Source organism: Hoeflea sp. YIM 152468 (assembly GCF_029210485.1).
Taxonomy (GTDB): Bacteria; Pseudomonadota; Alphaproteobacteria; order Rhizobiales; family Rhizobiaceae; genus Hoeflea.
The window spans coordinates 1-19808 of sequence record NZ_JARGET010000035.1 but is presented as its reverse complement, the minus strand read 5'-3'; the positions used below and the strand labels follow the sequence as shown (position 1 = coordinate 19808).

The window sequence follows — 19808 nt, the reverse complement described above, 5'->3', positions numbered from 1 at the left end:
CCGGGAAGTGGCAACTCAATCTTTCGATACGTGCTTTTTCAATCGGTTAGGTTCTGAAATTCTTACGTAAACGTAAATATTACTGACCCGTTCCGGACAGGCCGGAGGCCTCGCTTGCCCGGCTTGCCTCCAGATAGGCCTCGCTTTGCATCTCGTTGAGACGCGAGGCCGTGCGCGCGAATTCGAAGCTTTCGGCCCCGGTGCGGCCCTGATAGAGATCCTCCGGCTCCGCCGCGGCGGAAACAAACAGCCGGTTCTTGCGGTCATACAGCGTGTCGACCAGGATTATGAAGCGCTTTGCAGCATTGCGGCTGGCCTGGGTCATCACCGGCACGCGGTCCACAAACAGGGTGTGGTAACGCTCGCTGATCGCCGCATAATCGGACGCGCCCAGCGGCTTTTCGCACAGGTCTGCAAAGGAAAACCGCGCCACACCCGCTGCCGCTTGCGGCACCGCCACATGGCGGCCCTTGACCTCAAGAGTGTCGGGCGCAGTCTGCTTGCCGGCAGTCACCCGCATCCAGGCCAGATCCATGACCCGGTCACCCGCGCCGTCACCGGTGAGGTGATGATAGACCGGAAGCCGGATTGTCGTCTCCATCCGGTAATCGGTGCGCGCATCGAGGCTGAGCACATCGACATGGGTCTTCAAAAGCGCAATGAAGGGCAGGAACAATTGCCGGTTCAGCCCGTCGCGATAAAGCGCGTCGGGCTCGACGTTCGACGTCGCCACCAGCACACAGCCGCGCTTGAACAGATGCTCGAACAGCCGCGACAACAGCATGGCATCGGTGATGTCGGTGACGGAGAACTCGTCGAAGCACAGCACCCAGGCCTCGCTGATCAGTTGCTCTGCCACCGGCGGCACCGGATCGGTTTCCTGGGTCTCGCCGGCTTTCAGCTTCTGCCGGTGGGCGTGGATGCGGGCATGCACATCGGCCATGAAATCGTGAAAATGCGCCCGCCGCTTGCGCTTGGCCGGCACCAGCTCGAAGAACATGTCCATGAGCATCGTCTTGCCACGCCCGACAGCACCATGAACGTAGAGCCCGGGCGATGGCGCCTTTGAACTCTGCTTGCGCCCGAACATCCAGCCCAGGGCGCTGGACTTGTTGGCAAGCCGCCGGTTGGACAGCGACTCGAGCAGGATGTCGAGCCGCGCCGCAAGCCGCAGCTGCGCCGGATCCTCGGAGAATTCACCACTGCTGACGCGCGATGCGTAGGCGCTGGCAACCGTGTCGTGTCTTTTCCAGCTCATCAAACAGGCCCTATCACATGAACCCGCGGCCTTGCCTTACCGGGAAAACGAGATTGACTGGCCCGAGGTGGTCGACCCGTCATAGCGTTCATTGGCCGACTGGTAGAGCCGGGCAATCTGGTTGCCGCTGGAATCAGCCAGAATGACCTGCTTGCCCTGGACGTCCCAGGCCGCAATTGCTGCCGCGTCACCGACACAGCCCCGGCTTGCGGCGCGATAGCCACCGGTCCACTTGGTCAGCGACAGGAACACATCGCAGGTTGAACCGCCGGTCCCCGCCGACCAACGGCCAATCAGGGCTTCGCGGGTCAATTCCGGCGCATTCGGATTGGCGGCGATCTGCGGCGCCGTCTGGTCGGGAGTTGTGGGCGCCTCGGGGAATGTGCCGGGTTGCGGCGTCATCGGTGGTGCAAGCTGGCCCGATTGCACCCCGCCCACCGGCGCCGGCATCAACGGAGCGGGCTGCTGCTGTGTGTTCAGGCCACCGAAGGATGTCCGCTGGCATCCGCCAAGAACTGCGGCAACCGCAACGGCGACCAGCAAGGTTTGCATCTTCATCGACATGCTCCAGTTGTGCGAACCGTGTGCTTCGCTGTTCGTCCCAATACACCGCATAAAATGGCCAGAGGATGGAAATTGCAAGGCAAACCGGCCAAAGCATCATATTAGCAGGACAATAATCCAATGTTACTGATGCCAATACACCAGTCATGCCTGATTTGTCACCCGTGGATTTGCACAGCTTCCGCCCCGGGCCAAAGCGCCGCGCATCCCGTTGGACACACACAACAGGCTGTATCTGGTTGGTTCAAGGCCTGCAATTTGTCGTCCAGATGAAGGGGCCAGAGGAAGGGGTTTGAGTGCGGCATGCGTGCGCCGGGCTTTGGCCCGGCGCCGGCTATTTCTCAAGCCCGAAAAAGGCTTCCTCGCCCCAGAGCGTTTCGATCTGGCTGTCGCGGCCGCAGGCGTAGCGATAATATTTGTAGCGCACCGGATTATTCTCGTAATAGCCCTGGTGGTAGTCTTCTGCCGGCCAGAATTTCGCCGACGGTGCGATTTCGGTAACAACCGGTTTTCCCAGCACGGTTTCAGCCTCCGCCTTGGCTTGCCTGGCAAGTGCGGCCTGCGCGTCATTCAGCGGATAGACGGCGGTGGTGTAGCTGTGCCCGCGATCACAGAATTGTCCGCCATCGTCGGTCGGATCGACTGTCCGGAAGAACGTCTTGAGCAATTCCGCATAGCTGACAACCGCCGGGTCATACTTGATTTCCACCGCCTCCCGGTCGCCGCCAGCGACGTGGGTCTGGTAGGTCGGATTGTCGAGCGTGCCGCCGATATAGCCCGAAATTGTCGATGTCACGCCCTTGACCTGATCAAAGTCTGATTCCACGCACCAGAAGCAGCCGCCGGCGAATATTGCCACGCCGGTTTCCTCGGCCTGGGCGGAAGCGATGGTCAAGGCGCCGGTCATCAGCGCGGTCGATAGCAGCAATCTGAACATGGGTGTCTCCTGTTTCACCAGGACCCTAACCCGCAGCCGGCGTTTGGCAACTCAAGCTTCCGCACAAAACCGTGAAGCGGTGCGCCGCCGCCAGTCCGGACCGGCAGCGATCGGGCTAGCCCACCGCGTCAAACACATCCAGCGCCTCGGCCCCGTAGATCATCGAGGGTCCGCCACCCATATAGACCGCGACCCCGATGGTCTCGACAATTTCCTCTCTTGTGGCGCCATACTGCCGGGCGGCCTTGGCGTGGAAGGCAAGACAGCCGTCGCAGCGCGCGGTGATGCCGATGGCCAGCGCGATCAGCTCCTTGGTCTTGGAATCGAGCACGCCCGGTGCGATCGCGGCCCGGGCCAGGTGCCCGAACCCCTTTGACTGCTCGGGCATCGCCTTGCGAAGTTCGGCCATGCGCGCATTGGTCTGATCGATGAAAGAAGTCCAGTTGGTTTCGGCCATTGTGGTTCCCTGATTCCAGATTGCTGGTGGCCCTTGCTAGCAGCCCGCAGCCGACACCGGATTGATCGCGGTCAAACCTCTGCCTGAGGGAACGCAAACCAAACCGGGCTCAGCCGGCAGCAGCCGGCGTGTCACCCCTGCGTCGGCCAGGCGCGGTGCTCGTCGTCGATGACGAAGACATGGCGGTGCCGCGCGCCCGGCGCCGGATGCGCGCGCAGATGCGGATGTTCCGGCGGCAGGTCCCGGTGCTCGTGCTCGAGCACCCGGGCGTCATCGGCAGGCCAGGCCAGAACCGCCAGCACCAAGCCCGCCAGCGCGATCGCCCCCAGGATCGCCATTGCCTCTGGCAGGCCCAGAACGCTGCCGGCCCAGCCGGCGATCGGGTAGGTGGCAAGCCAGCCCAGATGCGACAGGGTGAATTGCGCCGCAAACAGCGCCGGCCGGTCGTCCGGATGGGCGGAATGGCGCAGCAACCGGCCCGATGGAGTGAGAATCGCCGAATAGAAGATCCCGCTCAGCGCCCAGATCAGCAGGAAGCCGCTCCAGGCCGGCAGGCCAGTTATCATCTGATAGGCTGCATGTGCCAGCGTCAGCCCGGCCAGCAAAACCGCGGCTGCAACCATGACCCTTCGGTCGGCAAACCGCTCCAGCAGTTGCGGCAGCAGCAGCGCGGCAAGCATCGACCCGGCACCAAACGCCGCCAGCGCCACAGCCACCTGCGCGTCGCCCAGGCCGTAATTGCCGCGGACCACCACCACCGTGTTGACCAGCACGAAGGCGCCGGCCGCCGCCGCCGTGAGATTGAGCAAGAACAGGCCGCGCAAGCGTGGCGTTGCCACATATATACGTATGCCTCTGGTCAATCGGTCGAGAAACGGCCGGGCCTGGGCTGTTGCGGCAGAGGCCGGCACGGTGGCAAAAAGCACCAGCAGTGCCGAGCCGATGAACCCGGCAACGGTGCCGGCAAACAGGCCGTGATAGCTGATGAACACAAGCAGCACCCCGGCCAGCGCCGGGCTCAGCAGGTTCTCCAGATCATAGGCCAGCCGCGACAGCGACAGCGCTCGAGTGTAATCGCGCTCGTCTGTGAGAATATCGGGGATCACCGCCTGAAACGCCGGCGTGAACGTCGCGGACGCTGCCTGCAGAACGAAGATCAGGCCGTAGATCTGCCAGACCGAATCGACGAACGGCAGCGTCAGCGCCACGGCGGCGCGAACCATGTCGGCGCCAACCAGCACCCGCTTGCGCGGCCAGCGACCGGCCAGCGCATGGGCCACCGGCGCCAGCCCGACATAGGCGATCATCTTGATGGCAAAAACCGAACCAAGCACAGCCCCGGCCCGGTCCCCTGCAAGCTCATAGGCCAGCAGACCAAGGCCGACAGTCAGCAAGCCGGTGCCGATGAGGGCAATGATCTGCGCCGCAAACAGCCGCGCATAATCAGGATGTCTGAGGATCTCGATCATGCCGCTACGCTAGCGGGTTTCATCACCGGAGGGAACGCGTGGCCAGATCGACGGAAGCCGGACCGGCGGCGGAGGCGGCGGAGGCGGCGGAGGCGGCGGAGGCATCGAAACAGGCGATGACGGCCCTGGCGCATCCCACGGCAAGCCAGATCCCTGGTCGATCGGAGCGGCAGCTCATGCATGTCGCGCAAAAGTGTGCAGCGGTTTTGCGACAACGACATGCAGAAACAAAGAGCCTAAAGCGCGTCGCCCGGAACCGGCTTGATGCGGCGCGCTTTAGCGCGGCCTGACTGCGCCGGTGTCGATCAATTGCTGAAACATCTCGATCACCGCCGCGCTGACGGGCTGGAACTCGATCCCGAGCTCCCGCCTTGCCTTCGCATTGTCCGCCCTCCACCGGTGGCCCATGTTGCGCGACACGAACTCCCGCGTCAGTGTCTTGTCGATCAGCGGCCCAACCAGCCAGAGCAGCCATTTCGGCAGTTCGCGGGTGGGGAACGGCCAGCGATCGCCGAAATGACCGCGCAGCATCTGCCCCAACCGGAGAAAGGACACCGTGTCCGCCGAGGTGATGTAGCGGCCATGCGCGGCTGTGACGAAACCCGCGCGCATATGCGCCTCGGCGACATCGCGCACATCGACCATGCCGATCTCCAGCGGCGGCGCCCCGGCTTTCAGGATGCCATCGCCGAAATGCTTGACCAGATTGTGCGATTCCGACGTCGAGGCGCCCGACACGGTCGGGCCGATGACGAGCGACGGGTTGACGGTGACCAATTGCCAGCGAGCCTGCGCCCTGGCGAGGTCCCAGGCGGCTTTTTCCGCTTCGACCTTGGAGAAGGCATAGGGCGAATGGTCAAGCCTCGAGGTGGTGTTCCAGACATCCTCGGTGAGCACCCCGCCGGGGGCGGCGGCAACATCGAGTGTGTCGCCATAGATCGCGGCACAGGAGCTGGTGACCACGACGCGCTCGACACTTTCGGTGCCATTGGCCGTTTCCAGCACGTTGCGGGTGCCGGTGACCGCCGGATCGACCAGATCGCGCTGCGCATCCTTGAACTTGCTTGTGAACGGCGAGGCGGTGTGAAACACCACTCTGCAGCCCTTCATGGCTTCCGCGTAACTGCCATCGGTGAGGAGATCGGCGCCAAACAGCTTGAGCTGCCCCGGAAGCTCGGCGGCCAAGGCTGTCAGATGCGCTGTCTTGGCGGCATTGGACGGATCGCGAACCGCTGCGTGGACGACAAACCCTTCCTCGAGCAACCGCTTGACCAGCCATCCCGCAACAAATCCTGTGGCGCCGGTGACAAGAACGGGGTGGTCTGTGGTGTAGTCCGGTTGGGTCATTGCGCAGCTTTCAAAACATGGAGCCTGAGGGAGAGAGCCAGAGTCAAGGTCAAAGTCAGGGTCCAGGATAGGCCCGTTCCGGCGGCCTGACCGCCCGAGGCAGCAGCACCTCGCGCCTGCCCGTCTCATTACCTGTCGTTGCGTCAGGCAAAAACAAGACCCGGCATGGTCGAATGTCCGCTCCGGCGGCACCGGCTTCACCGGCCATAAGGCTGCGCCAGCCGCCTTGCCATCAGATCGAACACCAGCCGTACCCGCCGGCTGGTGTGGACGTCGCGGTGTGTCACCAGCCACACGGGGATGACGATCGGATCGAGATCAGGCAGCACCTGAACCACATCAGCGTCAGCATCGCCGATATCGGCTGCCATGATGCCGATGCCGAGCCCCTGCTTCACATGGCTCCACTGCACCAGATGGCTTTGCGAGACGACGGGGAAATTGCGGTGGGTCAGCGTCAGGCCGAACCGGGTCATCGCCGCGATCAGTTCGCCCGAGCGGTTGAAGCCGATGAAATCCGCCCCCGCATACCCCTCCGGCGTTAACGGATTGCCGATACTGTCGAGATAGCTGCGGGCCGCGTAGATCCGGCCATGGATGTCGCGGATCTTGCGCGCCACCAGATTGGGCTGGGACGGTCGGTAGTTGCGGATCGCGATATCGGCCTCGCGCCGCCGCAGATCGCTTTCGGAATTGGTGGCGACGATCTCGACATCGATCCCCGGCGCCAGGTTCCGAAGCTTGCGGACAATCGGCGGCAGCCGGAAAGCGGCATCGGCCATGGCGCGCACATGATCCATCAGTTCGAGGCCGCTCGGCGTCAGTGTCAAACCGCGTCCGACACGCTCGAACAGCGCCACGCCGAGCTCCCGTTCCAGCGCCGAGACCTGGCGGCCGAGCGTCGGCTGCGCCATGCCGAGCGCCCGCGCGGCTGCGGACAGCGACCCTTCCTCGGCGGTGACCAGAAACGCCCGCGCCCGGTTCCAGTCGAAATTGACAGATCTCCAATCCATGCGAAAATGCATATCATATCGGCGTTTCTGGTCAATTTATTCGACGTCCGTGCATGCGTATACCCAGCTCGAAACCTGGAGACCAAAATCATGAAAGCCATCGCCTATTGCGAATACGGCCCGCCCTTGGTTCTCAAGCAGACCGAGCGTGCAAAGCCGGAGCCTCAACCCGACGAGGTGCTGGTGCGGGTTCACGCCAGCAGTGTGACTGCCGCCGATTACCGCGCCCGCAGTCTCGACATGCCGCGCGGTTTTGGTTTCGTCGGCAGACTGGTGTTCGGACTTTTCCGCCCGCGCCGCCAGGTGCTGGGCGCACAATTTGCCGGCGTGGTGGAAGCGGTGGGCGGCCAGGTGACCCGGTTCAAGCCGGGCGACCGGGTCTTCGCCTATCCCGGCGCGGCCTTCGGCGGCTATGCCGACTATGCGGTGATCCGCCAGACCGCCGCACTTGCCATCGCGCCCGACAATCTCGGGCTTGATCAGGCAGCGCTGCTGTCCTTTGGCGGCGCCACCGCGCTCAATTTCCTGCGCGACAAGGGCGGCATCAAGGAGGGCGAGCATGTCCTCGTCATCGGGGCTGCCGGCGGGGTCGGCAGCGCTGCGGTGCAGATCGCAAAATCATTCGGCGCTCATGTCACCGGTGTCGCCTCCACCACGAGCCTCGACATGGTGCGCGGGCTCGGCGCTGACGCGGTTGTGGACTACACACGCGACGACGCAGCCCCCGCCAGTGATGCCTACGACATCATTCTCGACACCAGCGGCACCGCGACCTATGCCCGATATGGCGCGGCCCTCAAACCCGGCGGCCGGCTGCTGCTGGTCTCGTCCGATCTGTGGCAACTCCTTGGCAGCCTGCTTGCCCGCAAGACCGGAGGCCGCAAGGCAATCGGCGGCTATGCGCCCGAGCGCGCGGACGATCTGCGGCATCTGGCCGGCCTTGCCGACAAAGGTCAGTTGACCCCCATTATCGATCAGCGCTTTCCGCTCGAGCGGACCGCCGAGGCCCATGCCCATTTTGAAGGCCGCACCCGGAAGGGCCATGTGGCAATCGTGACCGGCGCCGCATGAAACATGCACCGCACTCAACAGACCGGCAGCGTTGAAATTCGCCTCGAGACTGCATAGACACAACACTATACAGGCACCGGCATCCGCAAGACTGGTGCACAACCAGCGAAAGACAGATCCGCATGACGCTGCCCACCGATCTCAAGCCTTCGACCATCGCAGCCCAGGCCGGCGGCGCCATCGATTCCCCAAGCGGTGGCGTGGTGCCGCCAATGCAGCTCTCGACCACCTTCGTCCGCGACGAGGACTATGCGCTGGTCAATCCCGACAATATCTATCTGCGGGACAATTCCGACATCGTCCGCATCGCCGAAAATGTGCTGGCGCGGCTGGAGAACGCCGAAGAGGCACTGCTGTTCCCCTCCGGCATGGCGGCGATTGCGGCGCTGTTCCGGACGCTGCCGAACGGCGCCACGATCCTTGTGCAATCCGGCATCTACTGGGGCACGACCAAGTGGCTGAGAGATTTTTCCGCCCGCCGCCAGATCAGCCTGCACGAAGTCGATGCCGCCGATGCCGGTGTGCTGGAACAGGCCTGCGTCACTCACACGCCGGATCTGGTGTTCATCGAGACGCCGTCGAACCCCTGGCTCAAGAGCGTGGACATCGTCCACGCGGCAAAGTGCGCCCACGCGGCTGGCGGGGTGCTGGCGGTTGATTCCACCGCCGCCACACCGATCTTGCAAAAACCCCTGGAGCTAGGCGCCGACATCGTCATGCATTCGGCCACCAAGGCGATCAACGGTCATTCCGATGTGCTGGCCGGGGTGCTCGCAACCTCGGCGCCGGCGGCAAGGATCTGGACCGACATCAAGGCCGATCGCCACGACGCCGGCGCCGTCATCGGCCCGTTTGAAGCCTGGTTGCTGTTGCGCGGCATGCGCACCTTGCCGCTGCGCATGGAGCGCATGTGCCGCTCGACGCAAACCATCGCGGAATATCTGAGCACCCACCCGAAGGTGGCGGAGGTCTATTACCCCGGCCTCGAGACCCACCCCGGCCACGCGACAGCGGCGAGCCAGATGCAGGGCGGTTTCGGCTGCCTGTTTTCCTTCCTGGTCAAGGGCGGCGCCGCCGAAGCGCTCGCTGCCGTGGGCAAGCTCAGGCTGTTTCACCGCGCCACCTCGCTCGGCGGTGTCGAAAGCCTGGTCGAGCACCGTCACACCATCGAGCCGCACACCGGCATCCCCGAAAGCCTGATCCGCGTTTCCGTCGGCATCGAGGACGCGGGCGACCTGATCGCCGACCTCACCCAGGCGCTGGGGTGAGATCGAAGTTCTGCGGCTCCCAAATCTCCCCCTTGCGGGGGAGATAAATGGATGCCCGCTTCGGGCACAATCGGACACAAAAAAGGGGAGCAAGCGCTCCCCCGTTTCAATGTCCTGTGTTGTCTCGCCTACACCCGGCGTTCGACCATCATCTTCTTGATCTCGGCGATGGCCTTGGCCGGATTGAGACCCTTGGGGCAGGTCTGGGTGCAGTTCATGATGGTGTGGCAGCGGTAGAGCCGGAACGGATCCTCGAGGTTGTCGAGCCGTTCGCCGGTGGTCTCATCACGGGAATCGATCAGCCAGCGGTAAGCCTGCAGCAGCACGGCAGGACCGAGATAGCGGTCGCCATTCCACCAGTAGCTCGGGCACGCCGTCGAGCAGCAGGCGCACAGGATGCACTCATAAAGCCCATCGAGCTTGGCCCGGTCTTCGTGGCTCTGCCGCCACTCCTTCTCCGGCGTCGGAGACACGGTCTTGAGCCAGGGCTCGATCGAGCGGTGCTGGGCATAGAAATGCGTCAGATCCGGCACCAGATCCTTGACCACCGGCAGATGCGGCAGCGGATAGACCTTCACCGCACCCTTGATCTCGTCGAGACCCTTGGTGCAGGCCAGCGTGTTGGTGCCGTCGATGTTCATGGCGCAGGAGCCGCAGATGCCTTCGCGGCAGGAGCGGCGCAATGTCAGCGTCGCATCGATCTTGCTCTTGATCCACAACAGCCCGTCGAGCACCATCGGCCCGCAATCATCGGTGTCGATGTGGAACGTGTCGATGCGCGGGTTCTCCGCATCATCCGGCGACCAGCGGTAAATCTTGAATTCGCGGGTGTTCTTGGCGCCTTCCGGCTTCGGCCAGACCTTGCCCGGCTTGGGTTGCGAATTCTTCGGCAGTGTGAGTTCAACCATGTCTCTGCTCTCTCTCAATACACGCGCGCTTTGGGCGCGATCCTGGCCGGATCGATGCCCTCGGCGATCAGCTCGGTGCGAACCGGACGGTAGTCGAGTGCGACCTTGCCCTTCTCATCCACCCAGGCCAGCGTGTGCTTGCGCCAGTTCTCGTCGTCGCGGCCGCCAAACGGACCATTGACATAATCCTCGCGGGCATGGCTGCCGCGGCTTTCCTTGCGCGCTTCGGCGCCATAGACCGTGGTGATGGCGCAGACCATCAGGTTTTCCAGCTCCAGCGTTTCCATCAGGTCCGAATTCCAGATCAGCGAGCGGTCGGTGACCTTCAGATCCGACAATTCGGTCCAGATCTGCGAGATCCGCTTGCAGCCCGATTCGAGCGATTCCTGGGTGCGGAACACGGCAGCGTCTTCCTGCATGGCGCGCTGCATTTTCTCGCGCAGATCGGCCGTCGGCGTCGGCCCATCCGCATGGCGCAGCCGGTCGAACCGGGTCATGATCTTCTCGAACGAGGTCTCGTTGACCTGCGGGATCGCCGAGTCCCGGTCGATGACGTCGCCGGCACGGATCGCTGCGGCGCGGCCGAACACAACCAGGTCGATGAGCGAGTTGGAGCCCAGACGGTTGGCGCCATGCACCGAAGCACAGCCGGCTTCGCCGACCGCCATCAGGCCGGGCGTCACCCGGTCCGGTTCGGCCGGGGTCGGATTGAGCACTTCACCCCAGTAATTGGTCGGAATGCCGCCCATGTTGTAATGCACTGTCGGCAGCACCGGGATCGGTTCGCGGGTCACATCGACCCCGGCAAAGATCTTGGCGCTTTCGGAAATGCCGGGAAGCCGCTCATGCAGCACCGCCGGATCGAGGTGATCAAGATGCAGGTAGATGTGGTCCTTGGCCCTGCCGACGCCGCGGCCCTCGCGGATTTCCATCGTCATGCAGCGCGAGACAACGTCACGTGAGGCCAGATCCTTGGCCGACGGCGCATAGCGTTCCATGAAACGCTCGCCCTCGGAATTGACCAGATAGCCGCCCTCGCCGCGCGCACCCTCGGTGATCAGACAGCCGGCACCGTAGATTCCGGTCGGGTGAAACTGCACGAATTCCATGTCCTGCAGCGGCAGCCCGGCCCGTGCGATCATGCCGTTGCCGTCACCGGTGCAGGTATGCGCCGATGTCGCCGAGAAATAGGCCCGGCCGTAACCGCCCGTGGCCAGCACCACCATCTTGGCGGAAAACCGGTGAATGGTGCCGTCATCAAGGTTCCAGGCAACAACGCCGGTGCAGCGGCCATCGTCTTCCATCAGCAGGTCGAGTGCGAAATATTCGACGAAGAATTCGGCATTGTGCTTGAGCGACTGGCCGTAGAGCGTGTGCAGGATGGCATGGCCGGTGCGGTCTGCCGCCGCACAGGTGCGCTGCACCGGCGGGCCTTCGCCGTAATTCTGCATGTGGCCGCCAAACGGCCGTTGATAGATGCGGCCATCCTCGGTGCGCGAGAACGGCACGCCGTAATGCTCGAGCTCATAGACAGCCTTGGGCGCTTCCATGGTCAGATACTGCATGGCGTCGACGTCGCCGAGCCAGTCGGACCCCTTGACCGTGTCATACATGTGCCACTGCCAGCTGTCAGGCGTCATGTTGGTCAGCGAGGCGGCGATGCCGCCCTGGGCGGCAACCGTGTGCGACCGGGTCGGGAACACCTTGGTGATGCAGGCCGTGCGAAAGCCTTGTTCAGCCATGCCCAGAGTGGCGCGCAGCCCCGCGCCGCCGGCGCCGACCACAACCACATCATAAGAATGATCGACTACCGTGTAGTCGCGTCCGCCAATGTTGACGCTCGACGTCATAACCATGGTCTGTCAGCCTCCGAAGCCGAGTTTGAGAATCGCGAACAACGACACGGCGCCGACGGCGATTGCAAAGAATGTGTTGAGGATCAGAAGACCTACTTTCATGCCCTCGGCATGGATGTAGTCCTCGATGATGATCTGCATGCCCAGCTTCATGTGCACGATGCCCGAAATCAGCACCAGGCCCATCAGCACCGCAACCAGCGGGTTGGACAGCGCGCCCACGACCACCGCGTAAGGCTGGCCATTGTAGACGACAACAAACCCGATGAAGAAGAGAATCAGCGGCACGTTGGCGATCGCGGTCAGGCGCTGCCGCCAGAAGTGCTCGGTGCCTTCCTTGGCCGATCCAAGGCCACGGACCCTGGAGAGTGGTGTACGCATATCTTTGGTGTCCATGTCCCTCTGCCTCCTAGAGCCGGGTTGCATACCCGGCGATCCAGATCAGGACCGTCAGGATGATTGAGCCGGTGATTGTCAGCCAGGCCATCCTGGTCGACGTCTCCCGGCCAAAGCCGCGCCCGGTGTCCCAGATGAAATGGCGGATGCCGCCGAGCAGGTGATGGACCAGCGCCCAGGTGTAGCCCAACAGCACAAGCCGCCCGAGAAGCGAACCGAAAAGTCCGTTGACCCAGTCGAAATAGACTTCGCCCGAAGCCGCCGCCACCAGCCACCAGGCCACCAGCAGCGTGCCCGCATAGAGCGCCATGCCGGTAAGCCGGTGGGCGATCGACATCACCATGGTCGGAATTTGCTTGTAGATGCTCAGGTGCGGCGACAAAGGCCGGTTCTGTGTCACATTGGTCATCGGGACCCTGTCCTTTTTTCTTCAAGGAGCGCCAGCCGCACACCGCGAAACGGGGCACGGCGACTCTGCCGAGGTTTTAGTGCGTTATGTGCACCGCGTCAAAGTGCAGATTGTGTTTGACGGCAAGCCTTTGGTCGAAAGCGAAGGCAGGATTTCATCCTGCCGGGCGCTTCAACCGGTTCAAAGCGCCGAACATTGCGGGTTCGGCTGGTTTCTGGGGCGCCCGGCTCTCTCAGGCCGATGCCTGCCGGCGCGGCCGGTGCGGCCAGAAACAGTCAACTCAAAGTGTCGAAGCGGATTTCCCAGCTGTAAAAATCCGCCTTGGTGCCAAGTTTTTCATACAATTTGCGGCCTTCCTCGGACAGACGCGGCGCATTGAGGATGATTCGCGACCAGCCGCGGGCATCACTTTCCTCCGCCAGCATGTCGAGCATCGCCTGTGCGATGCCCATCCTGCGGTGCAAATGGCTGACATAGAGATGGTCGACCTGGCCCAGCCGCATGCCGCTGACCGGGTCGGGCAGGTCGTAGAAGATGACGAAACCGGCCAGTTCGCCATCAAGCCGCGCGCCGGAAATCTGGGCGGCCCGATCCTGCAGCAGCGTTTCGGCATAAAAATCATCCGGCCGGCGCGGCGCACCACGCTTGAGCGACTGCACATAGGCGGCCAGCAGCGGAGCGAATTGGTGCGCGTCATTGAGGCGCAGCAGCGAGATGTCGATGTTCTTGGGCGTATCCATGGGCCGCATGTTTCGACCAAACCGCCGCTCTGGTCAAGCCTGCCGGATGGCGCAGTCTTAGAGCCTTCCCGGCCACCGCCGCTCTTAACCTTAACCGGCAATTGCCCGCCCGCCCGCGTGACACGGCAAGGGGGCTGCGGCACAATGGTGCCTGAATTGTCTGCGATGTGTAATCCGAACCGGTGGGCCGAACCCGTGCCAGCCCGCCGCCGGTACCCCGCGAGACAGCGCAGCCTCGCCAGACCCCGTTGGGCCCGCTCTCAGCGAGCGGCAGGAAAGGACAACTGCAATGACCGAGAGGTTTTTTTCACGCGGCGGCGGCCGCAAACCGGTTCACGCAGCTCTTGCGCTTATACTCGGCCTCAGCCTTGCCGCTCCGGCATTCGCATCTGAACTGCCGCCGCCACCATCGGTCAAGTCAAAGCTCTTGCGCGACCGCGGCGATGTCACCATCATCATCATCGATGGCGACAAGCGCCGCTCGACCTCGCATATCGGCGCGCCCAGCCGAAAGCAATCAGCAAGCCGAAAGCAAGCCGCACCACCGCCGGCGCCGTCCACCCGGATCAGACGCGACGATGATGTCACCATTCGCATCAAGCGCGACCGCCACTCAGGCAGCGGTCACAAAAAGGCACGATCCGGCCCGAAGGTGATCATCGTCGACGGCGACAGCGGCCGCTGCAAGGGCGGCGGCGTGTGCGTGATCCGGCCTTGAGACCAGCCGCGCCGGGCAGGAGCGCCTGACCGGATCAGGCCCGGTCCCCGCCTGCCGCGCGAGTGTGCCCCGCCATGGGACAGTTTCGCCGCCGGCTGCGGTTTCGACGCCGCTGCTTAACCACGCTGACGGGAACCTCGTGACCTTTGGCCGGGTGAGGCGGACACTGCTGCTTCACGTCCACGGAGGCAGCATCATGCGATCAACAGCCTGGGACATTCCGATCACCATTGATGATCCCGACACAGGGCTTCACCGCACGGTCAGGACCGCCCGCCATGCCCAGGCCGTGCTGCAGCAGAATTGGCCGGACAGGCACGGCAGCCGCTACCGCGACGCCGAACGCGCCTGTGAGAAGGTCATCCACGGCGACGCCGCACCCCGCACGGCCCGGCAGGCCTTTATCGCTGCGGCGATCGAAGCGCATCTGCACCTGAGCTGACACCCCGATGGCCGCTCCGGCCTTTCAATGGCGCTGAAATCAGACAACCCGCCGTTTGACCGGCGGGTTCTGGTGTTTGTGTGCAGTGTCAGGCGAGGCGGCAGTTGCGGCTATGTCCACTCGCGGATGTCGACAAAATGACCTGCAATCGCCGCTGCCGCCGCCATGGCCGGCGAGACCAGGTGGGTGCGGCCCTTGAAGCCCTGGCGGCCTTCGAAATTGCGGTTCGAGGTCGAGGCACAGCGCTCATAGGGCTTGAGCCGGTCGTCGTTCATCGCCAGGCACATCGAGCAGCCCGGCTCGCGCCAGTCAAAGCCCGCCGCCTTGAAGATCACGTCGAGACCTTCGTCTTCGGCCTGCTGCTTGACCAGGCCTGACCCCGGAACAATCATCGCATCGACGGTCGGGCTGACGGTCTTGCCTTCAACCACCGCCGCTGCGGCGCGCAGATCCTCGATACGGCCATTGGTGCACGAGCCGATGAACACCCGGTCGATGGCAATGTCGGTGATCTTTGTGCCGGGCTTGAGACCCATATACTCGAGCGCCCGCCATTTCGACGTCCGTTTGGCTTCATCCTTGATGTCGTCGGGATTGGGCACTTCGCCGGTCACCGCGATCACGTCCTCGGGCGAGGAGCCCCAGGAGACGATCGGCGGCAGCGCGGCGGCGTCAAGACGGACGATCTTGTCGTAATGGGCGCCTTCGTCGGAAACCAGCGATTTCCAGTAGTCGACCGCCATGTCCCAGGCTTTGCCCTTGGGCGAGCGCGGCCGGCCCTTGAAATAGGCATAGGTCTTCTCGTCCGGCGCGATCAGGCCGGCGCGGGCGCCGCCTTCAATGGTCATGTTGCAGACCGTCATGCGGCCTTCCATCGACAGCGCACGGATGGCCTCGCCGGCAAATTCGATGACATAGCCGGTGCCGCCGGCAGTGCCGATCTCGCCGATGATGGCCAGGATGATGTCCTTGGCGGTGACATGTTCGGGCAATTCGCCATTGACCTCGACCAGCATGTTCTTGGCTTTTTTCTGGATCAATGTCTGGGTGGCGAGCACGTGCTCGACCTCCGAGGTGCCGATGCCGTGCGCCAGCGCACCGAAGGCGCCATGGGTCGAGGTGTGGCTGTCTCCGCAGACGATTGTCGTGCCGGGCAGGGTGAAGCCCTGTTCGGGGCCGACGATGTGGACAATGCCCTGCCGTTTGTCGTTCTCGTTGAAATATTCGAGATTGAACTCGGCCGCATTGGTGGCCAGAGCCTCGACCTGGATGCGGCTTTCCTCGTTCTTGATGCCCAAGGCCCGGTCCGGCGAGGTCGGCACGTTATGGTCGACCACGGCAAGCGTCTTTTCCGGCGCGCGCACCGTGCGGCGCGTCGTGCGCAATCCCTCAAAAGCCTGCGGACTGGTGACTTCATGCACCAGATGCCGGTCGATATAGAGCAGGCAGGTGCCGTCCTCCTGCTCATCGACCAGGTGGTCGTCCCAGATCTTGTCGTAGAGTGTGCGCGGTGCGGTCATGATAAGTCGTCCATTATTCGAATCATTCGGGAAGTCTCGACACAGGTGGCCGTCTCCGGCCCGCTCAGGCCCGGCGGCTGTTCAACGCGCCCGCGATCGCGGCATGAAAACGCCCGGGCAGGCGCTTCTTGTCCTGCAGCACGATTTGGGGCAGCGCAGCGTCGTGTTTGGTCTTCCATATCGTCATGACCGCGCTTCTATCAAGTCCTGTTCAGATCGGCAATCACCTATGCGCTGATGCCAAGGGCCGGCCTGTTTGCGCCGGTCCCGGTGAAAGGCCGAACGCATGCGGCAAGCTCCTCCTGTCTGCTGCGAGACTTGCGCGAAAATCCGGGCGTTTCAAGTCCGGATCAGCACCACGGTGGCCACCGACACAGACAGACCGAACCAGCCGGATCGGGCCCGGGCCGGAATTTCGACGCTTGCAGGGCCGCACATCCAGTTGAACGGCATGAGCACGGCATGCATTAGCGCTTGCCGTCAAGCTGCCACTGGAAATACTGCCGCTGAGCTTCGGGAATCGCGTCTGTCCTGACCCGGCCCCTGCGCATCTGGTTGAGGAAGATTGCCTCGGCATTGGGATCGTTGAACTCGAAACTCGGGTTGAGCTGCGGAGTGAGGATCGGATCATAGAGCCTGCCCGACTGGATGGCATCAAGTCTGCGGCCGCTGCGAAATGGTTCAGCGGAGGCAATGGCCGACAGCAGCACCAGGCCCAGCATGGCAATCAACACTGTGCGTTTCATCCGGTTTTCCTTTCGGCGCCGCGGCTGCGATGCAGCGACATCCCTGCAGGCGCTCAACCCTATCTGGGGACAGCGCCCGCCCTTGCCAAGGCCGGGGACACACCCGGCGCGATCACAATGGCGAAAGATGTAGCAGGATCAGGCCGCTGCGCAAACCGCGCAAGCCGGGCAGTGCGGCCCTGCCGAACCTATCCGCTGCCGCCCATGCGCGCCTCGTCGGCGCGCCGCAAGCGTTTTTCCAGCGCCCTGAGCCCGAGCGACAGGCCGACGGTCAACAAGAGATAGACATAGGCCACGATCGAATAGGTCTCGAAGAACCGGAACGAGCCCGAGGCATAGACCTTGCCCATCTGGGTCAGATCGGCGACGCCGAGCACCGAGACCAGCGACGAATCCTTGATCATGGCGATGAAATCATTGCCCAGGGGCGGCAGGATGGTGCGGATCGCCTGCGGCAGCACGATGAAACGGAACCGTTGCACCGGCGACAGCCCCAGCGCCTTGGCGGCCTCGACCTGCCCCCCGTCGACGGCGAGGATGCCGGCGCGGAACACCTCCGAGATGAAGGCCGAATACCCGATGGTCAGTGCGATGATCGCCCGCCACAACAGCGACACATCGCGCACCTTCATCTCGCCGATCAGTCCCGCCTCGGCCAAGGGCGCCGTCAGGGCGTTCCAGGCGATGACAAAGCCCGGAGCGCCGACGAAGGCGATGTAGAACAGCAGCACCAGGATCGGGATGCCGCGAACGATCTCGACATAGAACCGGGCGATCTGCCTGAGCGCCAGCGATTTCGACAGGCCCATCACCGCCAGCAGCAGACCGATGGCCGTGGCCAGGGCAAAGCCGACAAGGGTGACGAAGATGGTGATCCAGACCCCCTTCGCGACGATCGAGAAGATCTGGCTGTAGAGATCGTTGAGCACGATCTGGACGGCCAGAAACAGCGCGATGGCGCAAGCGGCGAGAAGCCACCAGGGAAAATCGGGCTTGTCGGCCTGTTTCGGCGCTGCTGTCACGGCTTGGAACTCTCGCGCGCCGGGCCAGGATGCGCCGGGCGCGTAAACAGCTGCTCCCGGACGCCGCCCTGCCACTGATCGGCATCATTGTGCGAGCACAGCGCAAAGCCGTGACGATCGTAAAGTGCGCGCGCCGTCTCAAGCCCGGCAAATGTTGTGAGCCAGACCGGGCCGCCCGTCGTCCGATCGGCGTGATCGATTGCGTGTGTCATCAACTGCTTGCCAATGCCGCTGCCGCGCTCGGCGCCTGAGACCACGAGCCAGCGCAGATGCGCACCATCGGCGCCACCACCAGAGACATCCATGCTGATCGACCCGACCAGCGCGTCGCCGCGCCAGACCGTGAGAAACAGGTCGCGCTCGGGATCGAAGCGGGTAAGGAACTCGGACAGCTCAGCGGCTACCTTGGTTTCGAACGCCAGCCCAAACCCCCATTCGCGGGCATAATAATCCATATGCAGGCCGAGAACGCCGCCAAGCGCTCCCGGTCTGTATCCGTCGAAAATGAGTGTCACGAGATCTACTCAGCCGCCGAGCTTGTAGTCGAGAAACCATTTGGTGTTCAGTGCATCGATGGTGCCGTCGGCCTTCATCGCGGCAATCGCCGCATTGACCGGCGCCACCAGCTCCGAGCCCTTGGGGAAGATGAAGCCGAAATCGTCGGCGCCGAGCGGGCCGCCGGTCAGCTTGAGGGCGCCTTCGGAGGCCTCGACATAGCCCTTGCCGGCAACGCCGTCGGTCAGCACCATGTCGACATCGCCGGTTTTCAGCGCCTGCACGGTGGCGCCAAAGGTCTCCATCAGCTTGATGCGCGGATTGGCCTCGTCGCCATCGAGCACGTCATAGACGGCAACATAGAACGGCGTGGTGCCGGGCTGGGCGCCGACCAGACCCTCCGCAAAGCCGGCAAAGGAGGCGGCATCGTCAAACCGGGTCTCGTCGCTGCGCACCAGCATGAACATTTCCGAGCGCAGATAGGGGTCGGAAAAATCGACCTTCTCCTTGCGGTCTTCCTTGATCGAAATGCCGGTCATGCCGATCTCGTACTGGCCGTCGGAGACCGCCTGGATCATCGCGTCCCAGGAGGTGTTCTGGTACTCGACGGTGACATTGAGCCGCTTGGCAATCTCGTTCATGGCGTCATATTCCCAGCCGATCTGCTCGCCGGTCTTGGGATCGATGAACTGCAAGGGCGGATAGGCGTTTTCGGTGACCACGACGATGGTCTTGCCACCCAGATCGGGCAGATCCTGCGCCAGTGCGGCACTTGCGCCCCACGCGATGACTGCGGCCGCTGCGGCGGAAACGAGTTTTGCAACTGACATGACACTCTCCCTGATTAAGGTCCCGGGCTGACAAGGTCCCGGGCTGGTAAGGTAACGGGCGCGCACCGGTCCCGGAATGAAAGGCAAGCTGCCGCCTGTTGACGTGCAGCGCTTGGCAGCACTTTGCAATGTGGTGCGGCACGCCGCAAGGGGAGATTGGCGCAGGCAACAGAACTTGCTCCGCGCGCGAAACCGCCGGAGTTTGGACAGGCAGATGGTCCGGAGGGCCGCACGCGGGCTTTGCCTTACGGAATGAGTTGTGGTGTGTGCATGTCCGTTCGGGGTCGGATGAGGCATCTGCCCCCGCCATGCACACAGGCTGGCGCAACCTGCGCGCGGCCC

General features: G+C 63.4%; 22 protein-coding genes. 4 read left to right on the top strand and 18 right to left on the bottom strand.

Going from position 1 to position 19808, the window contains the following annotated elements:
• Positions 1-79: 79 nt before the first annotated feature.
• From zapE to PZ897_RS17925, 7 genes are all read right to left on the bottom strand, one after another.
• Positions 80-1258, bottom strand: a complete 1179-nt coding sequence (gene zapE, locus PZ897_RS17955) for a cell division protein ZapE (protein WP_275754040.1) — start codon at positions 1256-1258, stop codon at positions 80-82.
• A gap of 36 nt (positions 1259-1294) precedes the next feature.
• Positions 1295-1816: an AprI/Inh family metalloprotease inhibitor gene (locus PZ897_RS17950; RefSeq protein ID WP_275754038.1), complete on the bottom strand. Its 522-nt coding sequence runs from the start codon at positions 1814-1816 to the stop codon at positions 1295-1297.
• Positions 1817-2156: 340 nt separating this feature from the next.
• Complete coding sequence (gene msrA, locus PZ897_RS17945) at positions 2157-2759, bottom strand: peptide-methionine (S)-S-oxide reductase MsrA (RefSeq protein WP_275754037.1); 603 nt, start codon at positions 2757-2759, stop codon at positions 2157-2159.
• Between the two features lie 115 nt (positions 2760-2874).
• Entirely contained in the window at positions 2875-3216 is a 342-nt protein-coding gene (locus PZ897_RS17940) for a carboxymuconolactone decarboxylase family protein (protein WP_275754035.1), read from the bottom strand.
• A gap of 131 nt (positions 3217-3347) precedes the next feature.
• Positions 3348-4685, bottom strand: coding sequence for an MFS transporter (locus tag PZ897_RS17935; RefSeq protein WP_275754033.1), 1338 nt, complete (start codon positions 4683-4685; stop codon positions 3348-3350).
• A 276-nt stretch (positions 4686-4961) separates the two neighbouring features.
• Positions 4962-6032, bottom strand: coding sequence for an NAD-dependent epimerase/dehydratase family protein (locus PZ897_RS17930; protein WP_275754031.1), 1071 nt, complete (start codon positions 6030-6032; stop codon positions 4962-4964).
• Positions 6033-6229: 197 nt separating this feature from the next.
• On the bottom strand, positions 6230-7045 hold the full coding sequence (locus PZ897_RS17925; protein WP_275754029.1) for a LysR family transcriptional regulator: 816 nt from the start codon (positions 7043-7045) through the stop codon (positions 6230-6232).
• Between the two features lie 90 nt (positions 7046-7135).
• On the opposite strand from PZ897_RS17925, the gene PZ897_RS17920 reads away from it, so the two are divergent.
• Both PZ897_RS17920 and PZ897_RS17915 read left to right on the top strand, forming a co-directional pair.
• Positions 7136-8116, top strand: coding sequence for an NAD(P)-dependent alcohol dehydrogenase (locus PZ897_RS17920; RefSeq protein WP_275754027.1), 981 nt, complete (start codon positions 7136-7138; stop codon positions 8114-8116).
• Between the two features lie 122 nt (positions 8117-8238).
• Positions 8239-9384 carry an aminotransferase class I/II-fold pyridoxal phosphate-dependent enzyme gene (locus PZ897_RS17915; RefSeq protein ID WP_275754025.1) on the top strand — a complete coding sequence of 382 codons (1146 nt, stop codon included), beginning with the start codon at positions 8239-8241 and terminating at the stop codon, positions 9382-9384.
• 128 nt (positions 9385-9512) lie between these two features.
• Here the strand turns inward: PZ897_RS17915 and PZ897_RS17910 are convergent, their stop codons facing one another.
• The 5 genes from PZ897_RS17910 to PZ897_RS17890 all read right to left on the bottom strand — a co-directional run bounded on the left by PZ897_RS17910 (position 9513) and on the right by PZ897_RS17890 (position 13693).
• Positions 9513-10292: a succinate dehydrogenase iron-sulfur subunit gene (locus tag PZ897_RS17910; protein WP_275754016.1), complete on the bottom strand. Its 780-nt coding sequence runs from the start codon at positions 10290-10292 to the stop codon at positions 9513-9515.
• Between the two features lie 14 nt (positions 10293-10306).
• On the bottom strand, positions 10307-12142 hold the full coding sequence (sdhA, locus tag PZ897_RS17905; RefSeq protein WP_275754067.1) for a succinate dehydrogenase flavoprotein subunit: 1836 nt from the start codon (positions 12140-12142) through the stop codon (positions 10307-10309).
• A gap of 12 nt (positions 12143-12154) precedes the next feature.
• Entirely contained in the window at positions 12155-12544 is a 390-nt protein-coding gene (gene sdhD, locus PZ897_RS17900) for a succinate dehydrogenase, hydrophobic membrane anchor protein (RefSeq protein WP_275754014.1), read from the bottom strand.
• A gap of 13 nt (positions 12545-12557) precedes the next feature.
• Positions 12558-12953, bottom strand: coding sequence for a succinate dehydrogenase, cytochrome b556 subunit (gene sdhC, locus PZ897_RS17895; protein ID WP_275754012.1), 396 nt, complete (start codon positions 12951-12953; stop codon positions 12558-12560).
• 275 nt (positions 12954-13228) lie between these two features.
• Positions 13229-13693: a GNAT family N-acetyltransferase gene (locus PZ897_RS17890; protein ID WP_275754009.1), complete on the bottom strand. Its 465-nt coding sequence runs from the start codon at positions 13691-13693 to the stop codon at positions 13229-13231.
• Positions 13694-13982: 289 nt separating this feature from the next.
• On the opposite strand from PZ897_RS17890, the gene PZ897_RS17885 reads away from it, so the two are divergent.
• Together PZ897_RS17885 and PZ897_RS17880 are read left to right on the top strand one after the other, a co-directional pair.
• Complete coding sequence (locus tag PZ897_RS17885; RefSeq protein ID WP_275754008.1) at positions 13983-14411, top strand: hypothetical protein; 429 nt, start codon at positions 13983-13985, stop codon at positions 14409-14411.
• A gap of 196 nt (positions 14412-14607) precedes the next feature.
• On the top strand, positions 14608-14853 hold the full coding sequence (locus PZ897_RS17880) for a DUF982 domain-containing protein (RefSeq protein WP_275754006.1): 246 nt from the start codon (positions 14608-14610) through the stop codon (positions 14851-14853).
• 110 nt (positions 14854-14963) lie between these two features.
• On the opposite strand, the gene leuC is transcribed toward PZ897_RS17880, so the two are convergent.
• The 6 genes from leuC to PZ897_RS17850 all read right to left on the bottom strand — a co-directional run bounded on the left by leuC (position 14964) and on the right by PZ897_RS17850 (position 19466).
• Positions 14964-16373 (bottom strand): 3-isopropylmalate dehydratase large subunit, encoded by a 1410-nt coding sequence (gene leuC, locus PZ897_RS17875; RefSeq protein ID WP_275754004.1) that lies wholly within the window; start codon positions 16371-16373, stop codon positions 14964-14966.
• 64 nt (positions 16374-16437) lie between these two features.
• A complete protein-coding gene (locus PZ897_RS17870; RefSeq protein ID WP_275754002.1) occupies positions 16438-16560 on the bottom strand; it encodes a hypothetical protein in 123 nt (40 codons plus the stop codon).
• 280 nt (positions 16561-16840) lie between these two features.
• A complete protein-coding gene (locus tag PZ897_RS17865) occupies positions 16841-17119 on the bottom strand; it encodes a hypothetical protein (protein WP_275754001.1) in 279 nt (92 codons plus the stop codon).
• A gap of 188 nt (positions 17120-17307) precedes the next feature.
• Positions 17308-18141, bottom strand: coding sequence for an amino acid ABC transporter permease (locus tag PZ897_RS17860; RefSeq protein ID WP_275753999.1), 834 nt, complete (start codon positions 18139-18141; stop codon positions 17308-17310).
• Positions 18138-18656, bottom strand: coding sequence for a GNAT family N-acetyltransferase (locus PZ897_RS17855; RefSeq protein ID WP_275753997.1), 519 nt, complete (start codon positions 18654-18656; stop codon positions 18138-18140). The genes PZ897_RS17860 and PZ897_RS17855 overlap by 4 nt, the downstream gene beginning before the upstream one ends.
• Positions 18657-18665: 9 nt before the next feature.
• Positions 18666-19466, bottom strand: coding sequence for a transporter substrate-binding domain-containing protein (locus PZ897_RS17850; protein WP_275753995.1), 801 nt, complete (start codon positions 19464-19466; stop codon positions 18666-18668).
• Positions 19467-19808 lie beyond the last annotated feature (342 nt).